General features: G+C 45.2%; 12 protein-coding genes. 9 read left to right on the forward strand and 3 right to left on the reverse strand.

From position 1 onward, the window contains the following. The first annotated feature begins 2 nt into the window (after window positions 1–2). A complete protein-coding gene (locus ACFI6L_RS02245) occupies window positions 3–671 on the forward strand; it encodes a hypothetical protein (protein ID WP_075176555.1) in 669 nt (222 codons plus the stop codon). A gap of 93 nt (window positions 672–764) precedes the next feature. Here ACFI6L_RS02245 and cdd read toward each other — a convergent pair whose 3' ends face one another. Beyond that, window positions 765–1,172 (reverse strand): cytidine deaminase, encoded by a 408-nt coding sequence (gene cdd, locus ACFI6L_RS02250; RefSeq protein ID WP_039220705.1) that lies wholly within the window; start codon window positions 1,170–1,172, stop codon window positions 765–767. Window positions 1,173–1,307: 135 nt separating this feature from the next. Here cdd and nlpI point away from each other — a divergent pair, with 135 nt between their 5' ends. Together nlpI and ACFI6L_RS02260 are read left to right on the forward strand one after the other, a co-directional pair. Further along, window positions 1,308–2,210 (forward strand): lipoprotein NlpI, encoded by a 903-nt coding sequence (gene nlpI, locus ACFI6L_RS02255; RefSeq protein WP_014949420.1) that lies wholly within the window; start codon window positions 1,308–1,310, stop codon window positions 2,208–2,210. 12 nt (window positions 2,211–2,222) lie between these two features. After that, a complete protein-coding gene (locus tag ACFI6L_RS02260; RefSeq protein WP_321825436.1) occupies window positions 2,223–3,887 on the forward strand; it encodes an SEL1-like repeat protein in 1,665 nt (554 codons plus the stop codon). Between the two features lie 35 nt (window positions 3,888–3,922). Here the strand turns inward: ACFI6L_RS02260 and cysZ are convergent, their stop codons facing one another. Then, complete coding sequence (gene cysZ, locus ACFI6L_RS02265) at window positions 3,923–4,660, reverse strand: sulfate transporter CysZ (RefSeq protein WP_014979262.1); 738 nt, start codon at window positions 4,658–4,660, stop codon at window positions 3,923–3,925. A 262-nt stretch (window positions 4,661–4,922) separates the two neighbouring features. Here cysZ and smc point away from each other — a divergent pair, with 262 nt between their 5' ends. The 3 genes from smc to ligA all read left to right on the forward strand — a co-directional run bounded on the left by smc (window position 4,923) and on the right by ligA (window position 12,388). Further along, window positions 4,923–8,462: a chromosome segregation protein SMC gene (gene smc / locus ACFI6L_RS02270; RefSeq protein ID WP_462573350.1), complete on the forward strand. Its 3,540-nt coding sequence runs from the start codon at window positions 4,923–4,925 to the stop codon at window positions 8,460–8,462. Window positions 8,463–8,482: 20 nt separating this feature from the next. Continuing rightward, window positions 8,483–10,060 carry a cell division protein ZipA gene (zipA, locus tag ACFI6L_RS02275; protein ID WP_462573351.1) on the forward strand — a complete coding sequence of 526 codons (1,578 nt, stop codon included), beginning with the start codon at window positions 8,483–8,485 and terminating at the stop codon, window positions 10,058–10,060. Window positions 10,061–10,351: 291 nt separating this feature from the next. Further along, window positions 10,352–12,388: an NAD-dependent DNA ligase LigA gene (ligA, locus tag ACFI6L_RS02280; protein ID WP_462573352.1), complete on the forward strand. Its 2,037-nt coding sequence runs from the start codon at window positions 10,352–10,354 to the stop codon at window positions 12,386–12,388. 225 nt (window positions 12,389–12,613) lie between these two features. On the opposite strand, the gene ACFI6L_RS02285 is transcribed toward ligA, so the two are convergent. Beyond that, entirely contained in the window at window positions 12,614–13,141 is a 528-nt protein-coding gene (locus ACFI6L_RS02285) for a DUF2062 domain-containing protein (RefSeq protein WP_014949426.1), read from the reverse strand. Between the two features lie 210 nt (window positions 13,142–13,351). On the opposite strand from ACFI6L_RS02285, the gene ACFI6L_RS02290 reads away from it, so the two are divergent. The 3 genes from ACFI6L_RS02290 to lpxK all read left to right on the forward strand — a co-directional run bounded on the left by ACFI6L_RS02290 (window position 13,352) and on the right by lpxK (window position 18,930). Beyond that, on the forward strand, window positions 13,352–15,946 hold the full coding sequence (locus ACFI6L_RS02290; protein ID WP_462573353.1) for a DNA internalization-related competence protein ComEC/Rec2: 2,595 nt from the start codon (window positions 13,352–13,354) through the stop codon (window positions 15,944–15,946). A gap of 207 nt (window positions 15,947–16,153) precedes the next feature. Continuing rightward, on the forward strand, window positions 16,154–17,902 hold the full coding sequence (msbA, locus tag ACFI6L_RS02295; protein WP_462573354.1) for a lipid A export permease/ATP-binding protein MsbA: 1,749 nt from the start codon (window positions 16,154–16,156) through the stop codon (window positions 17,900–17,902). After that, window positions 17,899–18,930, forward strand: coding sequence for a tetraacyldisaccharide 4'-kinase (lpxK, locus tag ACFI6L_RS02300; protein ID WP_239219948.1), 1,032 nt, complete (start codon window positions 17,899–17,901; stop codon window positions 18,928–18,930). Before msbA ends, lpxK begins: the two co-directional genes overlap by 4 nt. The last annotated feature ends 1 nt before the right edge of the window (window position 18,931 follow it).

Genomic DNA, 18,931 nt, shown 5'->3' on the forward strand with positions numbered 1-18,931 from the left:
TCATGTCTACATCAGATAAAGAGCTACAAGATGCGTTTAAACGCAGCCAGCAGGTACAAAAGCAAAATGATGGAATGAGTGAAAAGGCTAATGCTCGAATTCGTGAAAGGGTTCTCGCGTACAACAAGGCAATAGAAAGTGATAGTGGAATAAAACGCGTATTTGCCGTTACGGCTGCTAATATTCGAGCGTACTTCGCTTCTTCAACCCTACGTTTCACGGCTGTGGCATTTGCAATCGTTGCCATGTTGGGCGTATACAATATCGGTACATTCCAACGTAATAGTTCGTCGCCTTTTCAAACGGCAGCACACCGTGTAGACATTGTTCAATATCACGGATTCGAAGGGGAAGATAAGCTGCTAGCTGGTAAAGCCGGAACTGATTATAAAGCGCGATTTAATGCCTATACTCAACAATATATTGAAAGCAATTTAGTCGCTAGAGCGGTTACCTTAGAGCCAGCCACGCTTACAGCGCAAAATGGGTATTGGCTCTTGGTGAGCTGCAAAAATCAGCAAGTTGTGGTTTCTGAAAACCTTATCGCATCATTAAATATTAACGGTCGCATTGAAGGGGATATCAATATTGGCACGCATGTGGCGCTCGCCTTTGATGCGCAAGGAAGAATACTTTCAATTAAACAGTCGAGTAAGCCGTTGATGTGCTGATTTATAGGGTGTTTAGCTGGATGCGTTCGTAAACGAGGTAAAGGCGGTGAAACTCGCTCGAGCCTCGATTACGAACAGTATTTTAGGAATGACTTATTTGTCTAAATCGTGTGCTCTAAAGGCATTTGGAAGTAACTCACCAATGGTGGTTTCGAATGTCTCGCCGTTTTGACTTACCATGGTAACGGGAGTTTCATCTGGGGCAAATTCAGCAATTTTCTGTCTGCATCCACCGCACGGAAAGCAAAACTCGTCGTTCGGGCTCGCAATAACGATATGCGAAATACGTTTTTGTCCCTGTGTGACCATATTGCCAATAGCTGTGGCTTCAGCGCATTGTCCTAATGGAAAAGCAGCACTTTCTACATTACAACCAGAGAAGGTTTCGCCACTTGGAGTAAGCACCGCAGCACCAACTTTAAAGTTGGAATAAGGTGAGTGTGAGTTTTTCTGTGCGTCAAAAGCAAGTTGTGATAGTTGTTCTAAATTATTTTTCTTCATAGCTACCTGTGTTAACCACCCAATACGCTTTACTTTTATCATCAAATGCGAGAAGGTTGGCGGCATTAGCGCCGCAACAAGCGTATACTTAATACTCAGGCGGTTTTTTCTTTTTTTATAGAATGCTTTTTTACCATGTGCAGAAACGTTAGTCTCATCTTTTTTTCTCTATTCGCTGCTATTTTAACCGGTTGTGCGCAAACACCACCTGTTTCAGAAAGACCACAAATGGGAAACCTGCTTTTAGCCGAACCTGCGCCCATTAATCCTCGTTCCGAAATGGCTATTGCTCGTTACAATCAGGTGCTTACCAGCCCTGCGTTATCAGATGAAGACAAAGCTGAACTGCACTTTCAGCGAGGCATGTTGTACGACAGCGTGGGCCTATCGGGCTTAGCGCAGTTTGATTACACCCAAGCCATTAATTTAAAGCCAGATTTGGCTGAAGCCTATAATTCTATGGGTATTCACTATATTCAGCAGAACGACTTTATTCAGGCTTACGACGCATTCGACTCCACGCTGGAAATCAACCCAGAGTATGATTTCGCGTTCCTAAATCGCGGTATTGCGCTTTATTACGGTGGCCGCGCCGAACTCGCGACCAACGATCTTAACCGCTTTTTTGAAAAAGATGACAGCGATCCATTTCGCGCTCTGTGGGCCTACTTTGCGCATCACGACGTGTCAGAGCTTGAAGGACAAAAATACTTGGCTTCTATTCGACCAACGCTGGACAACCAGCACTGGGCTACTACGCTGGTGGATTTGTTTTTAGGTACTGTTGATGAGAACGATGTACTTAACTCATTGTTAGACGGTGTGAAAAGCCAAAAAGCGTTAACAGACAGGTTGTGTGAAGCGTATTTTTACTTAGGTAAATTTCATACCCAGCGCGGCAACAGCGGTATTGCATCAAATTACTTCAAGCTTGCATTAAGCACCAATGTATTTGATTACGTTGAACACCGCTACGCACGAATGGAACTTAACCGTTTGCGTGAACTAGCTAGCAGCGATCTGGTTAGCGAAGAGTAAGCAGCAAGCGTTATGCGAGGCTTATTTTTAGCAGTGTTCGCACTGCTCATAGTTGCGGGCGATAGCGGACGCTATGTCCCGCAACTAATTGCTAATGCAAGCAAGGTACTTACGCCGGCAAGCCTAGTGTCAGATAGCGAACTAACTGAAAAGGCGAGCTCTGCTTCAGCAAATACTGCCGACGGCATGGCACAGGACAGCACAGAATCTTCTCCCGACGCTCAAACTTCGGATATTACCGAACGTTTCAATTATTCTGACTATCACCTTAAGCATGACGCACTAGCGCTACTTTGGTTAGCTGCAAAGCAGGGCAGTGAAAATGCACAGGCACGCTTGCTCGGTGAATTTGAGCGTGCGTATAACGCAGGCTTCATTGCTACTGACTATATCGATGAAGCCACTGCAACCTATTTTCTAGAAAAGCTAGTGAATCTTGAAAACGCAGACGCTGCATGGCTGCTGTACCAAATATTAGGTGAAGAAGGTGCGTCACAGCGCTTTATGCGCTTAGCGGCGCTCGGCGAGGTCGCAGAAGCACAGCTTGCGTTTGCAATGTCTACCGATTCGCCAGAAAAACGTGAGAAGTGGCTGGTACGCGCGGCTTCACAAAACTACGTACCCGCACAGGCCGCATTGGCCGATTGGTATCTTCTACACGGGCAACAACAACTAGCGAAACCACTGCTCGCAGCAACAGCAACTTTAGACATGCAAAGTGCATTTAAGTATGCTCGCCTTCTGTGGGACGAAGGGGAGTTTTCTGAGGCCAAGCAGCATTTTAGCTTTGCCGCGAAGAAAGGGCATCTTCAAGCGGAAAAAGCCTTAGAGGCCATCAATCTCTACACGCCGTATTCTATACAGCAAGCACTAAAGCAGTCTCCTTCATTTAACTGGGAGAATGAAGGGAAATGCCTTCAGCGTATTCAGCCTTTTGCTACCAGTTTAGCTACTATCATGCGTGCTCACAGTCTTTATAACTCATTCAATGACGACAAGCGCCTGCAGAACCTTTCTATTTGCCTGGCCCCGCCTATTTGGCTTAAACCCGATGTACTAAGCTGCGATCCGGATTATAAGAACGCTGGGATCTTAGGCTGTAGTATTACTCCTTTGGCAAGCATTGCGAAAAAGCAGAAATTTAGTCATGCAGTAGTAGTGGCAGAGCAGGGTAAGGCTAATGTTCAAAACGGCGTAATGTACTTAGACATCAGTGACGCTTATTCAGTGTTTGTTCATGAGCTAGCGCACTTCGCAGGCTTCGCTGACGAATATCCTATTGGCAAGGGCATGGCGAATAGGCTGTGCGATGAAGATGGAATAAGCGATTTTGCACCACCAAACCTAATCGTAGACTCTGAGTATTGGTACGCACCTCACGAAACGGTTGAAAATTGGCTAGAGATAGATCCTGCAACCATTATTGCACGCGCCAAAACGTGCACCGTATTGGGGAAAAACAGCTATAAGCCCAGTCGCAGAATTACCTTTATGGAACATCACGATAGCGGCGTGATCCCGCCTTTATATTTGGTACTGTGGCAGCAGCAGCTGGAAAAACAAAATGCCCAGCGACCTATTTCAATGAATTTTTTCCAGGCGTTCCACAATAGCGGCAACCAAAAAGAAGCCGCACACTGGTTAGCTGAATACGAAGCGTTTACTGGTGGCAAATAACCGCAGCTCTCATTACTAAAACAATGCACTCGCCACTATTTGGCGAGTGTATCTTTAAGCTCTCTTACCCACATAGACGTTGCACCACAAATTGCTACGGGCATAACGATAAAGTTAACCACGGGAATAAGTGAGAATATATTCACCATCATTCCAAACGTCATCGCTTTCCCTTTGTGTTCGCCAAGGTGCAGGCGCATGCGCGTAAAATCTATTTTGTGGTTGTCGTATGGGTAATCGCAGTACTGAATTGCCATCATCCAGGCGTTAAATAAGAACCACAAGACTTGCCCAATAATGGGCAGAAAAAAGAACAATAACAAAAAACCAATAGCGCGAGGTAAATACCAAACCAGCTTGGTGAGTTCGCGGCCTACTGTTCGAGGAATGTCTTTAACTAAAGACATCACGCCCTCGTCACCTAAATCTTGACCCGTTAAATGACGCTCAACCTTTTCTGATAGAACGCCATTAAACGGTGCTGCAATCCAGTTTGCGAGTGTGCCAAAGATCAGTGCGAAAATGAGCAATACGCTGATGACTGCTAGGGGCCACAAGAAAAAGCTGATCGCTGTTTTTATCCAGCCTAACCATTCAGGTACAAGATCAATCACATAAGCGATACCCATTTCTATTTGGCCAAATAAGAAGTAAAAAGCCACAGAAAAAAGCACTAAGTTTATTGTTAGGGGTACAAAAACAAAACGCTTTAATCCTTTGGTTTTTATAAGCGAAAAGCCTTCAAAGAAATAATGTACACCGCCTGAACTCATTCGTACTCCTTCGCGTTTGAAACGCTGTGTTTGTTAACTATCTGCTCTATCATACGCGCTTGGCGTATTCTCTGCCTATCTCAGTGAAATGGTAATTGTTACAAGCTGTTAGATTTGGTAGAGTCGAAGCATAATAACAAAAGAATCTGCCGTGTGATTGCATCATTTCTACATCAACTGCTATTTCAGCCGATGGTTAGCTGGTTTCTGGCTAATATCAAGGCGATACCGCGTGCAGCTTTGTGTTTAAGAGGGATGATGTGTGAGGCTTAAAAAGATTAAGCTCGCGGGTTTCAAGTCCTTTGTTGAGCCAACTACTATTCCATTCCCCGGCGAAATGACCGCCATCGTAGGTCCTAACGGCTGCGGCAAGTCGAATGTCATTGATGCTGTACGTTGGGTTTTAGGTGAAAGTTCTGCCAAAAACTTACGCGGCGATGCAATGACCGACGTGATTTTTAATGGCTCTTCGTCTCGTAAGCCAGTGGGGCAATGTAGCGTTGAACTTGTTTTCGATAACAGTGCAGGGCGGATAGTGGGTGAGTTTGCCAACTACAATGAGCTATCTGTTAAACGCCTAGTTACACGGGACGCCACCTCTACCTATTTTCTAAACGGCACTAAATGTCGCCGGCGTGATGTCACCGATCTGTTTTTAGGAACAGGGCTAGGCCCCCGGTCTTACGCCATCATTGAGCAAGGTATGATCTCGCGGCTTATTGAATCTAAGCCACAGGATTTGCGTGTATTCATAGAAGAAGCCGCGGGTATCTCAAAGTACAAAGAGCGCCGCAGAGAGACAGAGAACCGTATAAGGCACACGCAAGATAACCTTGAACGCTTGAATGATGTGCGCGATGAATTAGGCAAGCAGCTCGAAAAATTACAGCGTCAGGCGGCCGCGGCTACTCGTTACAAAACGCTACGTGCACAAGCCAGAGAGCTGAAAGGCCAGTTAGCAGCCCTTCGTTTTCTAAAAAATAGTGAACATATTGAAGCGCTGCAAAAACAGCAGCAATCACTACAGTTAGAAGTGGACGACTTAGTGGCTCGACTACAGGGCGATGAAGCGGGGCTTGAGTCGTACAAAACCAAGCAGCTGGAAACAAAACAAACTATTGATGATCTTCAGCAGCAGCTGTTTACTACTAGTAACGCAATCACACGACTAGAGCAAAATGCGCTGCACGCAAAACAACGCAAAGGGCAGGTTGAGCAAGAGTTAGCAAGAATTCGCGAGCAACATGAATTGCTTAACCACTCTATTGACGAGGCACAGGAAGCACTTGCAGTATCAAATGAGGCGCTTGAAAACATTGAGCCTGAATTTGCCCTTAAGGAAGCAGAGTTAGAGCATGCCAAAGAGCGTTTTGAAGACGCTGAACAAGCGCTAAGAGAATTTAACGCACAAGCGCGAGCGCAAGAACAAACCTATAATCAACTTCGTCAGAATGTTCAGCAATGCCATAGCCAAATTCAGTCAACGATGAGCATGCAGTTACGCACTTCTCAGCGTATCAGCGAACTACAAGACGAGCTAAAACAGCTAGATGAAGAAGATTTTGCCAGTCAGATAACACTTTTAGAAGAGCAATGTAGCGAACTCGATTTTGACATTGATGAAGCTAAGCAATTACTTCAAGAGTCCAATCAAAAGGTGTCGCAGCAACAAGGCGAAGTCAACGCAATAGAAGCGAAGCGCCGTGATACCCAGGGCCAGTTACAAACTGCACTGTCCACAAAAGCTGCGCTAGAAGCGCTTCAACAAGATGCCTCAAATAATGAAGACGTAACGTTAGACGGAATAGAAAAGCTGTGGCAGCAGTTTAGCTCTAACCAAACTCTTGCGCCTTGCGTAGAATCGATTTTACAACACACCAAAGACCCCGTTGTTGCTAAAAGCCATGACATACAGGCACTGCTGCAAAACCAAGATAATTTGCCAAGCGGCATTAAAGTGTTTACCGATAAGGCGTTTGTAAGCACTGCCAGATCGGGTTCACTTGCACACGCTTTATTAACTGAATCTAGCACTAATGAATCGTCAACACAGCGTGTTCCCGCATTTTTTAATGACATTTACCTTTGTAGCAACGATGACGAACTTGCGGAAACGATTGAAAGTGCTTTTGTAAGCGTTCTTGATAAAGAAGATGAACCTGAAGGCCTAGCTAAGGGGTTTACTAGCGCAATCTCGCCTTCAGGGTTGTGGGCTAGCTCGCAGTGGGTAGTGAAACCTGGCGAAGCAAGCGACGGTGCTTTGCTGCGGGCGAACAAAATTAAGGGACTGGTAGAAAGCATTGAAGAAACTGAAAGCCTTATAGATGAGATTGAGCATTCACTAGAGCGCGCCAAACAGGCACTTGAACAGAGCGTAGCGCAAAAGCAGGCTATTCAGAGCGCCTTGGGTGAAAAAGAAAACCAGCGCGCACAGATTAAAAATAAACTTTCTTTGCTTGAAATGCAGCAAGAGCAGCAGTCTACACGCACTGCCAAACTTAATGACGAGTTAGCAAAGCAAGAGTTAATGTTAGCGAAAGAAGAAGAGCAGTTAGCTCAGCTTTCGGAAAAATTAGAGCTTCAAGAGGCACAAATTCTTGAACACGAAGTACACATTGACGATGTGAACGCTAAGCGTGATGCAAATGAGCGAACTACGTCAGAGTTGCGCGCGTTAGTTGATACATTAACGTCGCAAAATCATGAGCTTGCACTTAAGAAGCAGCAACTAGAGAACCACCAGAATTTATATAGTCAACAGGTTACACGTAACCTTCAGCAGCGTGAAGAGTACATAAAAAACAAAGAAAGATTACAAAAAGAACTTACACAGCTGACGTCTCCTGAAGAAATTCAAGAAGCAGAGCTTCAGTCGTTGTTGGAAAACAAAGCGGAATTAGAACAGCTGAAAAGTGCTAAGCAAAGTAGTCTTGAAGATATAGAGCAGTGGTTGCGAGAAGCTGAAAAAGGGCATCAAGCTCTGGGTAAAGACATTCAAACGCGACAAACCAATATCGATAAACTCAACATTGATATTGAAGGGTATCGGGTACGTGCGAATACGATTTTAGAACAGCTTGATGAAACGCAGCAGTCGCTGAAGAGCATTCTAGAAACCTTACCTGAAGATGCCGAAGAGAAACGCTGGCAAGAAGACCTTGAAAAAACGCAGGCTAATTTGCAGCGTTTGGGGGCAGTGAACTTAGCTGCGGTTGAAGAATATGAAACCCAGTCGGAAAGAAAGTCACATTTAGATACACAGCACAACGACCTTACTGAAGCCTTGGAAACGCTACAATCGGCCATTCGGAAAATTGATAAAGAAACCCGCACGCGCTTTTCTACTACCTTTGAACAGGTTAACGAAGACCTTAAAACGTTATTTCCCAAAGTGTTTGGGGGCGGTTCGGCGTATCTTGCGCTTACCGATGACGATTTGTTAGAAACTGGGGTGACGATAATGGCTCGCCCCCCTGGTAAGAAAAATAGTACGATTCACCTCTTAAGCGGTGGAGAAAAAGCACTAACCGCTTTATCATTGGTGTTTGCTATTTTCAGATTAAATCCGGCTCCATTTTGTTTGCTGGATGAAGTAGATGCACCATTGGATGATGCAAATGTAGGGCGCTTTTGTAACTTAGTGTCAGAAATGTCACAAACAGTGCAGTTTATTTATATCACCCACAATAAAATAGCGATGGAAATGGCCAGTCACCTCACCGGTGTTACCATGGCGGAACCGGGAGTTTCGCGCATGGTGGCGGTAGATGTGGACGAGGCTGTAGCCTTCGCAGAAGCATAACAAAGGGCGAAAGAAATTAAATGGAAGATCAATTACGTCTATTTTTACTCCTTGGAGGCACGGTTTTTATCATCGCAGTGCTTGCCCATGGTATTTGGAAAATTCGTAAAAACAGTAAGCCTTCGGAAAAAGAGCGCTTAGAGCCCCGTCAGTGGCAAGATGATGACAACGATTTCGAGTCCGACGAGCAAGAAGGCTTTGACGAGCTTGGCATTGGCGCGGTGCGCGTGGTTAGCAAATCACAAAACCAAGAGCATGAGGCTGCAAGCAATGTATCGACGAATACGGCAAATGGCCCTGCACATCACGATATCAATGAAAAACATGCTTACAGCAGCGAAGAACTTGATGACGACGATAGCTTGTCTCAACATGCCACGTCAAAAGAGCACGGTGATGGAAAAGAGGGCGCACACGGTGAGCATGCGGGTAAACGCTCAAGCAGCGTTGGTAATTCAGCTATGCCGTCTGACGGGAAAGAAGAAGCTGAGAAAGCACCAAAGCTCTATGGCTCTGTGGTTACGAATCCGAAGCCACACATGAAAGGGCAAACTCGTCCCGATGGCCCATCAACAAAAGGTGCTAACAGAGGCGACGAAAACCTTGCCGCGTTCCCTGATCCTCCTGGCTTCTTACTTCGTGAAGGCGAAGAGCAAGAGGAAACGTCTTTAGCGTCACATGCTCAGCGTGAAGAAAGCGAACAGCCAAATGCTCCAAGTAATCAAGAGAGAGCGGATAACGCGCAATCGCATGATCCAATTCAGAGTCAGGCGGGCGGTCATCAAGAAAGAGGGCGTGCAGAGCCTGTTCGTCCTGCACAGAAGTTTTATATTGACCCAACGCTGGAGGAAGAGCCTGAAACAGTGCAGCCGCCGGCTAAAGACGAAAGAGAAGTTGCTGATTTTAGTTTAGATGCACCCGAAGAGTCTGTTTCATCCAGCGATGTTCATGAAGAAAATGAACAGCCGCGACGTTTTGCACGTAACAAACGAAGCAAAACGCCAGTGAGAAGACGTGAAGAGCCGAATTTTGGTGACGATCAAATGCGTATTGATTTTGACACCAGCGAAGCAGCTAGCGCTGATTTCGGCGATGAAAGCTTTAGTGCTAATGAGTCAGGTAATGATGGTGCTGGAAGTACACCAAAGACCGCTAAGTCGTCGATTGAACCTGAGGTTTTAGTATTAAATGTAAGAACGCCAGAAGGCGAGCCTATCTCAGGCGCGGCGCTACTACCTATGCTATTAACATTAGGGTTTAAATTTGGCGATCAAGACATCTTCCATCGCCACGTAAACTCAAATGGCAAAGGGCCAGTATTGTTTAGCCTTGCTAACATGTTTAAGCCTGGGGTTTTCGATATTGATAACCTAGAGAACTTTGAAACCCAAGGTATTTCACTGTTTATGATATTGCCTATTGAGGGTGACCCTCATCAAGTGTTTAACATGATGCACAATGCCGCCCGCAAATTGGCAGATGAGTTCGGCGCACAAGTACTTGATGGGCGCCGAAGCGTATTAACGAAGCAGGGCTTACAGCAATACGTCGAGAAAATTCGTGAGTTCGAGCGCAAGCGTATGATTGCGCGCAGCTAGCGTTAACTTATCACTTGCGCCTCAATCTTGTGGATTATTCATGCAGGTGCAACAACAAAAAAGGACTTGGCTCATACCCAGGTCCTTTTCTGTTGATTAGGGTCTATTGATCTTTGATGTATAACAAGGGCTAGCAAGCCATAGCATTGTAGCGTGGCTGTACGTTTCACAACCTGACTGAAATAGATCAGGTTTTTGCAGCCCATTTGGAACATACAGTGGCTTGGGCGAATAGGCCTTGGCAACGAATTGTAATACTTTTAACTATTTAAACGGCGTGACAACAACTCCATGTCAGATTCTTTAGAACAAGCAAAGCAACAAATAGCAACACTTCGCAACACACTTAATGAGTACAACTATCAGTACTATGTGATGGATGACCCTTCGGTTCCTGATGCAGTATATGATAGAGATATGCAGGCGCTTATTGTGCTAGAAAAACAATATCCTACGCTTCAAAGCCCGAATTCTCCCAGTCAAAAAGTAGGGGGCGCAGCGTTATCGGCCTTTGAACAAGTTACCCATGATGTTCCTATGTTGTCGCTGGATAACGCCTTTGATGAAGAATCACTGCTTGCCTTCGAAAAACGTTTAAAAGACAGACTAAAAGATTCGGCAACGTTAGATTTTAGCTGCGAACCCAAGCTAGATGGTTTAGCGGTAAGTATTCTGTATGAAAATGGTGAATTAGTGCGTGCTGCAACCCGTGGTGACGGTCAGGTAGGAGAGAATATCACGGCGAACGTTCGTACCATCTCTAATGTGCCGTTAACGCTTCGTGGTGACCATTTTCCTGAGCGCGTAGAAGTGCGCGGTGAAGTGTTTATGCCCCGTGATGGCTTTGCAAAATTAAATGAGCATCAAAAAGAGGCCGGAGGCAAGGTTTTTGCCAACCCCCGTAATGCAGCGGCTGGCAGTTTACGACAGTTAGACTCTAAAATTACAGCCAAGCGCCCGCTGATGTTTTATGCTTATTCGCTAGGCGTTGTGCAACCCGAAAGTTTTGAACTGCCCACAACACACAGCGAGCGCCTTAAGCAGTTGGGTAATTGGGGGCTGCCGCTGTGCCCTGATATTGACACCGCCGAGGGCGGTAAGGGCTGCTTGGCATACTACAACCACATTTTGGAAAAGCGCGACAGTTTGCCATACGACATTGACGGCGTGGTGTTTAAGGTAAACCGTATTGACCTGCAAAATGCCCTTGGCTTTGTGGCTCGAGCGCCTCGCTGGGCAATTGCGCAGAAGTTTCCTGCGCAAGAAGAAGTGACTAAGTTACTGGACGTTGAGTTTCAGGTAGGAAGGACTGGTGCGATCACGCCGGTTGCCCGCTTAGAGCCCGTGTTTGTAGGCGGAGTTACAGTATCTAATGCTACTCTTCACAATCAGGACGAAATTTCCAGATTAGGCGTTAAAGTTGGCGACACCGTGGTAATTCGACGTGCGGGTGACGTAATTCCTCAAGTGGTATCTGTGGTAGAAGCTAATCGCACAGGTAGCGAAACTGACATTACCTTCCCAAGCCAATGCCCAGTGTGTGATTCGCAGGTTGAGAAACTAGAAGACGAAGCGGTTGCCCGTTGCACCGGTGGGTTAATTTGTGCAGCACAACGCAAGCAGGCGCTTAAGCATTTTGCTTCGCGTAAAGCATTCGATATTGATGGTCTGGGCGACAAGTTAGTCGATCAGTTAGTTGACGCTGATCTTGTGCACAGTCCCGCCGACTTTTTCACGCTTTCGTTAGGCGACGTTGTTGGGCTAGAGCGCATGGCTGAAAAGTCTGCCAGTAAGCTACTGGCATCGCTAGAAGCTTCAAAGCAAACCACGCTTGCCAAGTTCCTATACGCATTGGGGATCCGTGAGGTTGGCGAAGCTACTGCGGCAAACTTGGCTGCGCACTTCGAAACCTTGGAGGCTATTCGCGAGGCGTCGCTTGAAGCACTGGTTGAAGTCCAAGACGTTGGTGAAGTGGTGGCTACCCACATTTTCAATTTCTTTAACGAGTCACACAATACTGATGTTATTGATGCGCTGTTAAAAGAAGGAATTAACTGGCCAGCTATTGAAAAGCCTGATTCGGATAACTTGCCTCTTGAAGGCAAAACGTGCGTTATTACCGGTACACTCAGTGAAATGGGACGTTCTGACGCGAAAGCACGTTTGCAGTTACTTGGTGCAAAAGTGGCAGGCTCGGTAAGTAAGAATACCGACTTCCTAGTTGCAGGAGAAAAAGCGGGTTCCAAGCTAACCAAAGCACAAGAGCTAGATGTGGAGGTATGGGACGAAGCTGCGCTTATCGCTTTTTTATCAGAGCATGAAAAGTAGCCTGTCTGGCTTAAATTCAATAAGAGCGCTCGGCGTAATGGTTTTCCTGAATAGATTGACGCCGAACTCATATTGATAGATACCAAAAAAAAACGCCACTTCTATGAAGTGGCGTTTTTTTATAATTCTTGTTTTGTCTCTTACTGCGTAATTTGTACTGAACGTTGTAAAGGGCTTGAGAAAAGGTGAATATTTCTACAAACCCTCAAGTGTAGGGCTCTCACGCTAGTGGGCTTCTTGATTCCGCATTTGTCTGCGCCTTTCCCAAGCTTTTTTCACTTGAAAGCGCCAAACCCAGTTTAAAGAGAAATAACCCGCTAGACCAAACACAACCGAGCAAATTCCACACCCGACTAAAAATGCAGGGCCAATGGTATTAATGCTTTCTACAACCCACTGCCAACTAAACTGAAATTCAAAATGCTCAGGCTTGGTCCCAAGTACAGTAGTACCAACCTTGTAAGCCCCATAGAATATAGGCGGAATAGTAAATGGGTTAGTCACCCAAACAGTTGCAACAGATAAGGGCAGGTTTGCTCGAAATGGAATAGCTAAACCGGCAGAAAGCCACATTTGAAACGGTACCGGCCAAAACGCGAAAAATAAACCTATGCCAAATGCACCAGATGCAGAACGACGGTTTAAGTGCCAAAGATTAGGCTCGTGCAATACGCTACCAAAAATTTTTAAAGCTTTGTTTTGCTTAATGCTTTGGTGATCTGGCAAAAAACGTCGGATAAATTTCTTAGGCATAAATATCAATGCATCTCGAAAATAAAATCAAAAAAGACAGAAAAAATAACAGTAAACGGAATTGCGCAACATGAATTTGCACCACCCACATTCACTCACTGTCAATTGCTACGTGAAAACATGGTCAATCGTATCACAATTTGCTTAAGCTGTTTTTGCGCTAGCGCAATAAGTGCAGTTTCCTGGCAAAAACTTCCAAGTACTCACAGCATGGCATTGATGATTGCCATTTTAATAATATCTGTGACTATCATTATATTCATTTCGACGACAAAACCCGCTGAACATCATGCATTTCCAGAGGTGCTGCTATGTTGGGCAGTGAGCGGGCTGCTGTCTGGAGTACTTTGGGTGGCGAGTGTAGGGCATTTTTACTACGCTTGGCAACTGCCCCAAGGGAAAATTCAACAAGATGTCACAATTTCAGGTCGAGTTGTGTCGGGGGGATGTGTCTTCGGCACAGCTAGGGTGCCGGAAGCGACTTATCACTATGTTGTCGCTATTGAGTCGGTCAACCGTGAAAGCACAGCGACATTTCTAGACAAGGGTATACTTTCCCCCTTGCCTAAGCGTGTTTTAACTAGCACGTTTAATTTCAAAGCTCGTCTTAGTCACCAACGTTATGAATTCCCAAATGATCGAAAAAGCGAAAGCTTAGCCAATAAGAAAATCGCATATGCTCAACAGGGAACTAAAGGCGTGCGACCTCAATCAGTTTCTCCGTCTCAGGTGAAATTAAATTGTTTGCACAACGGCGATACCTTCACCGCAATTGTAAAACTTAAACCAGCATACGGTACAGCTAATCCTGTTGGAGCTAGCCGACAACAGCAGTTGGTTAGCCAATTTATTCATGCAACTGGCTATATCAAGTCGATAGAGCACGATAAAACAAAGCATAATCACTCAGTGCGTTATGAACTTGCTACAACATTGCAGAAGCTAGACCTGGTTCATGAAAAATGGTGGCGCGCATTGCTGCTAGGGGATAAAACGGGCTTTACGTTGGGTGATTGGACGCTGTTACAACGCACCGGCACTGGGCACATGTTTAGTATATCAGGCATGCATCTATCACTTATCGCTGGGGTCTGCTTATTGTTTTTTAACCCCGTTATATTTTTACTCACGCATGTTACAGGCCTATTAGGCAGAGCGAAATATTGGTTAGTACGTTCAGCCTCCATCAACTATCCGGCAACAGGTCGAAAGAACAGAGAGCAGCAAACAAGTAAGATGTTTCAAACCAGCGCGCCAATTAGAGCCTCTGTGCTTTGTGTGCTTGTCGCTGCTTGTTTTTGTTACGCGTTGCTTAGTGCAAGCGCATTGCCGGTTGTGCGTGCGCTGATACTGGTAACTATGGGGAGCGTGCTGTCTCTTTCTCGACATGCATGGCGGCCAGTAAATGTTGCGTTGACAATGCTTACTTTGAGCTTGTTGCTGTTTCCTCTTTCTATACTAAGCGCTAGCTTTTACTTGAGCATAGGGGCTGTACTGTGCATTTGGTTTTTAGTTGTTGTTTGGGGGCTACAGCGAGCACCATGGTATGTGTCTTTGTTTAAACTACAAGTAGCACTTACCGTAATAATGATGCCCCTAACCCTAATATGGTTTGGTAGCGCCAGTTTTATTGCAGTTGTTACCAACTTAATCGCCTTGCCCGTCATATCGTTACTTTTACCTATTTGTTTAATTTCGTTGTTAGTCCTTCATTTTGCTGAGTTGCCTTTCGCACAACAAGTTACGGGCATGCTTATGCATTACAGTGATGTGTGTTTAGGGTATTTGTTATCGCTTTTGAACGTTCTTAGTCAGTTTTCTGGGAGCGCTATCAATTTTTACGTAAGTAGTGGTGCGGCACTTTGTCTAATTGTCGCTTTTTTTATTTTTCTTTTGCCAACATGGCGGTACAAAGCTATCTGCGTAGCGCTTCTCTTGCTCCCATCGCTAAGCATTTTTCAAAAGTGGTTACCTACCAATGAATCGGCATGGGCGCTGCATGTATTTGATGCGGGCCAGGCCAGTGCTATTGCAGTGACTGCGGGTGGTCGGGCTATGATTATTGATTCTGGCGCTCAGTTTAATGGCAATGCTCATACTGCAACGAAACACCTGTTACCTTTTTTAGAAAGTAAGCATATTTCGAATATAGATGTTGTAGTTCATACGCATAGTGACAACGATCATGCAGGTGGGGCATTAGCCATTGGACAACACGCCTTAGCTAAAAAAGCCACTTTCTACACACCAACATTAGGTTGTGAGCGAGGAAAGCGTATACGCTGGCAGAACTTAACAATCAATTTTCTATGGCCGCCAAATGGCAACAAAGAAGACAACAATGCCATGTCGTGTGTGGTTAAAATAACAAGCGACGCTGGTAGCGTGTTAATTCCTGGTGACATTGAGAAAACAAGTGAGTACGCGTTGATAACCCGTGAAATCATGGATGGTTTTTCAGAGGGGGCTTCAATGGATACTTTAGCGAGTTCTACAAATCTAAGTGCCGACATTCTTATTGCGCCGCATCACGGAAGCAAAACGTCTTCTACTAATGTTTTTATAGAACACGTTGCACCAAAAGCTGTGATCTTTACGCAAGGTTATGAGAATCGATGGCAGTTTCCTGCGTATGTTGTGGCTAAACGTTACGAGCGTTTGGGCGTAACGCAATATTTAACAAGCTATCACGGATATATAAGCGCAACCTTCGATAAGAATTCTTTCCATATAGATTCCCAACGTGGAACGTTGAATAAACGCTGGTATTTACCAGGCATTACACCGCGACACCTCAAAGACTAAGTAATATCGCCAAATGCCAAAAATATTAGCTTGTAACGAAACGAAGAAGTACACGAATACCTTTAAATAGGTATGAAGTGGCCACACATTATTCACTTAGTTGGCAGACTAACCAATTTTGCCGCTATATTAGTGAATTAGAGCGAGAACGAGTACAATACTTCCAACGCGTTATTGTTAACGTTTCAAACAGGTTAAAAAAACTACATGCAACAAGCCGACAACTCGGATTATCAAATTAAGCGCTTTTTACAGTATCTTAAAGCGTATAAAGTGCCTTTCGTTTTTGCCATCATCGGTATGATTGGTTATTCCGCGGTAGATACCTTCGTATTTTCCCAGCTTCAGCCAATGATTGACGAATCACTGGGGAAAAACGACCATGACTATCTACGTCTAGCCGCATATGCGATTGTGCCGCTCTTTTTGTTACGGGGTGTTTTCAACTTTTTAGGTAGTTACACGCTAAGCTGGATTGGTGCTCAGGTGGTAATGCGCATGCGCCAGCAGTTGTTTGAAAAATACATTCATCTTCCAGTGGCATTTCACGATAATCATGCGGTTGGCGGGCTTATCAGTAAAGTCACCTACGATACAGAGCAAGTGGCTAATGCATCTGGTAAGGCGCTGCTAACATTGGTGAGGGAAGGCGCACTGGTCATCGGTTTGCTGTGTGTCATGTTCTATTACTCATGGCAGCTTTCTCTCATATTTCTTTTAATTGGCCCGATTGTGGCAGCGATTGTTTCTATCGTTAGTAAGCGTTTTCGCGTTGTAAGTAAAAACATTCAACAATCAATGGGCAACCTAACATCGTCGGTAGAGCAAGCGGTGAAAGGTCACAAAGTTGTGATCATGTTTGGCGGTCAAGAAATAGAGCAAAAGCGTTTCGAGCAGAAAAACAATCACAACCGTCAACAGTCAATGAAGCTGAATGTCACCTCTATTTTGAGTGTGTCTTCAATACAGGTAATAGCGTCAATTGCCCTTGCAGTCGTTCTGTTTATTGCCAGCACGCCCGGTATGCTTGAAAAGCTTACAGCAGGCGTATTTATTAATGTGGTCTTTTGTATGGTGATGCTGCTTAAACCTCTTAAACAGCTCACTACCATTAATAACCAATTTCAAAAAGGTATGGCAGCCTGCGCCAGTATTTTTGAAATTCTTGATGAAGCAGACGAAGAAGATAAAGGGAAAACCAAAGTAGAGCGCGCAACAGGAAAAATTGAATTTGACGACGTTACGTTCTCTTATCCAGGAAAACAGACGCCCGCGTTATCGAATGTGAGCTTTATCGCAAACCCTGGGCAGTCGATTGCTTTGGTAGGGCGCTCGGGAAGTGGTAAATCGACCATCTCGTCGCTGCTTACACGCTTTTATGTACCGCAAGAAGGTGAAATTCGCTTGGATGACACGGCGCTCAACGATATTGATCTTAAAGATCTGCGGGCGCAGTTTGCCGTGGTATCGCAAAACGTTACGCTATTTAACGATACCATAGCCAACAATATTGCTTATGGTGCGCGCCAAAATGTATCTCGCAAAGACATCGAGAATGCGGCAAAAATGGCGCATGTTGAAGAGTTCTTATCGAACTTACCTGAAGGACTAGATACGGTAATTGGTGAAAACGGCTTGATGCTTTCTGGTGGTCAACGTCAGCGTATTGCCATTGCAAGGGCAATACTTGCCGAAGCGCCCATACTTATTCTTGACGAAGCGACATCTGCCCTTGATACAGAATCTGAGCGTTTGATCCAAGACGCATTAGAAACGCTGCAAAAACGATGCACCAGCATTGTTGTGGCGCACCGCTTGTCTACCATCGAAAACGCAGATTGCATTATGGTAGTGGAGCAGGGGCGCATTATTGAAAAAGGTAAACACAACGAATTGCTTGAAAAAGGTGGTCACTACGCGCAACTGCACGCGTTGCAATTTGGTGAGACTAAGTGAGTCAATCACAAAGTAAAACCAAGCACGATAAATGGTATTTCGGCCATCCTTTAGTGTGGCTGCTCTCACCATTTGCGCTGCTGTTCTACTTTATTTCGGCAATTCGACGATTACTTTTTAAAATTGGACTCAAAAAGGCCTTTAAGGCTAATGCTCCCGTGATTGTCGTTGGCAACATATCAGTGGGCGGCAACGGAAAAACGCCAGTCGTATTAGCTTTAGCCGATTATTACCAGAAGCAGGGCATAAAGGTCGGTATTTTAAGTCGTGGTTATGGCGCTAAATCATCAGAATACCCGCGATTAGTGAAAGGCGAAGATGATGCGTCTGAAGTGGGTGACGAACCTCGTTTACTGGCCATTAGAAGCCAGTGCGACGTTGTTATCGATCCAGTCCGCGCGCGCGGAGCCGCGTACTTAAGTGACGAATTACACTGCGATTTAATTATTTGTGATGACGGCCTTCAACATTACGCACTTCATCGCGACGTTGAAATTGTGGTGATGGACGATAGAAAAGTAGGCAGTGGTTATTTGCTGCCAATGGGGCCCCTTCGCGAAGGACAATGGCGCCTTGGTACCGTTGATGCGCTAGTACATAATAGCCGTTCAATGCCGACATTTAGCCATGCTGTAGCGCCTCAATATCTAATGACCTTAGTACCAGGGGACTTCACCTCTGTTTCAAACAGAGTAAGAACCAGTCCCCTTGAAGAGATACAAAAAGTGCCGTGCAGCGCAATTGCTGGAATAGGTTCACCTCAGCGTTTTTTCTCTCAGCTTAAAGAAATGGGTATCCAGCTTTCTTCGGCTACACCGCTGGCGGATCACCACGCAATCACACGGTCAGACATACCGAATGGCAGAGTCTTAATGACAGAAAAAGACGCCGTTAAAGCTGCACCTTTTGCTCATAACGACTGCTGGTTTTTACCTGTTACCGCGCATTTAGCGCCAGACTTTTTTAATTTAGTAAATGTGAAACTTGCCAAGGCAGGTTTGAAGATCAACCAAGACGGACAGGAATAAT

This window comes from Alteromonas sp. G4i35, assembly GCF_054960375.1.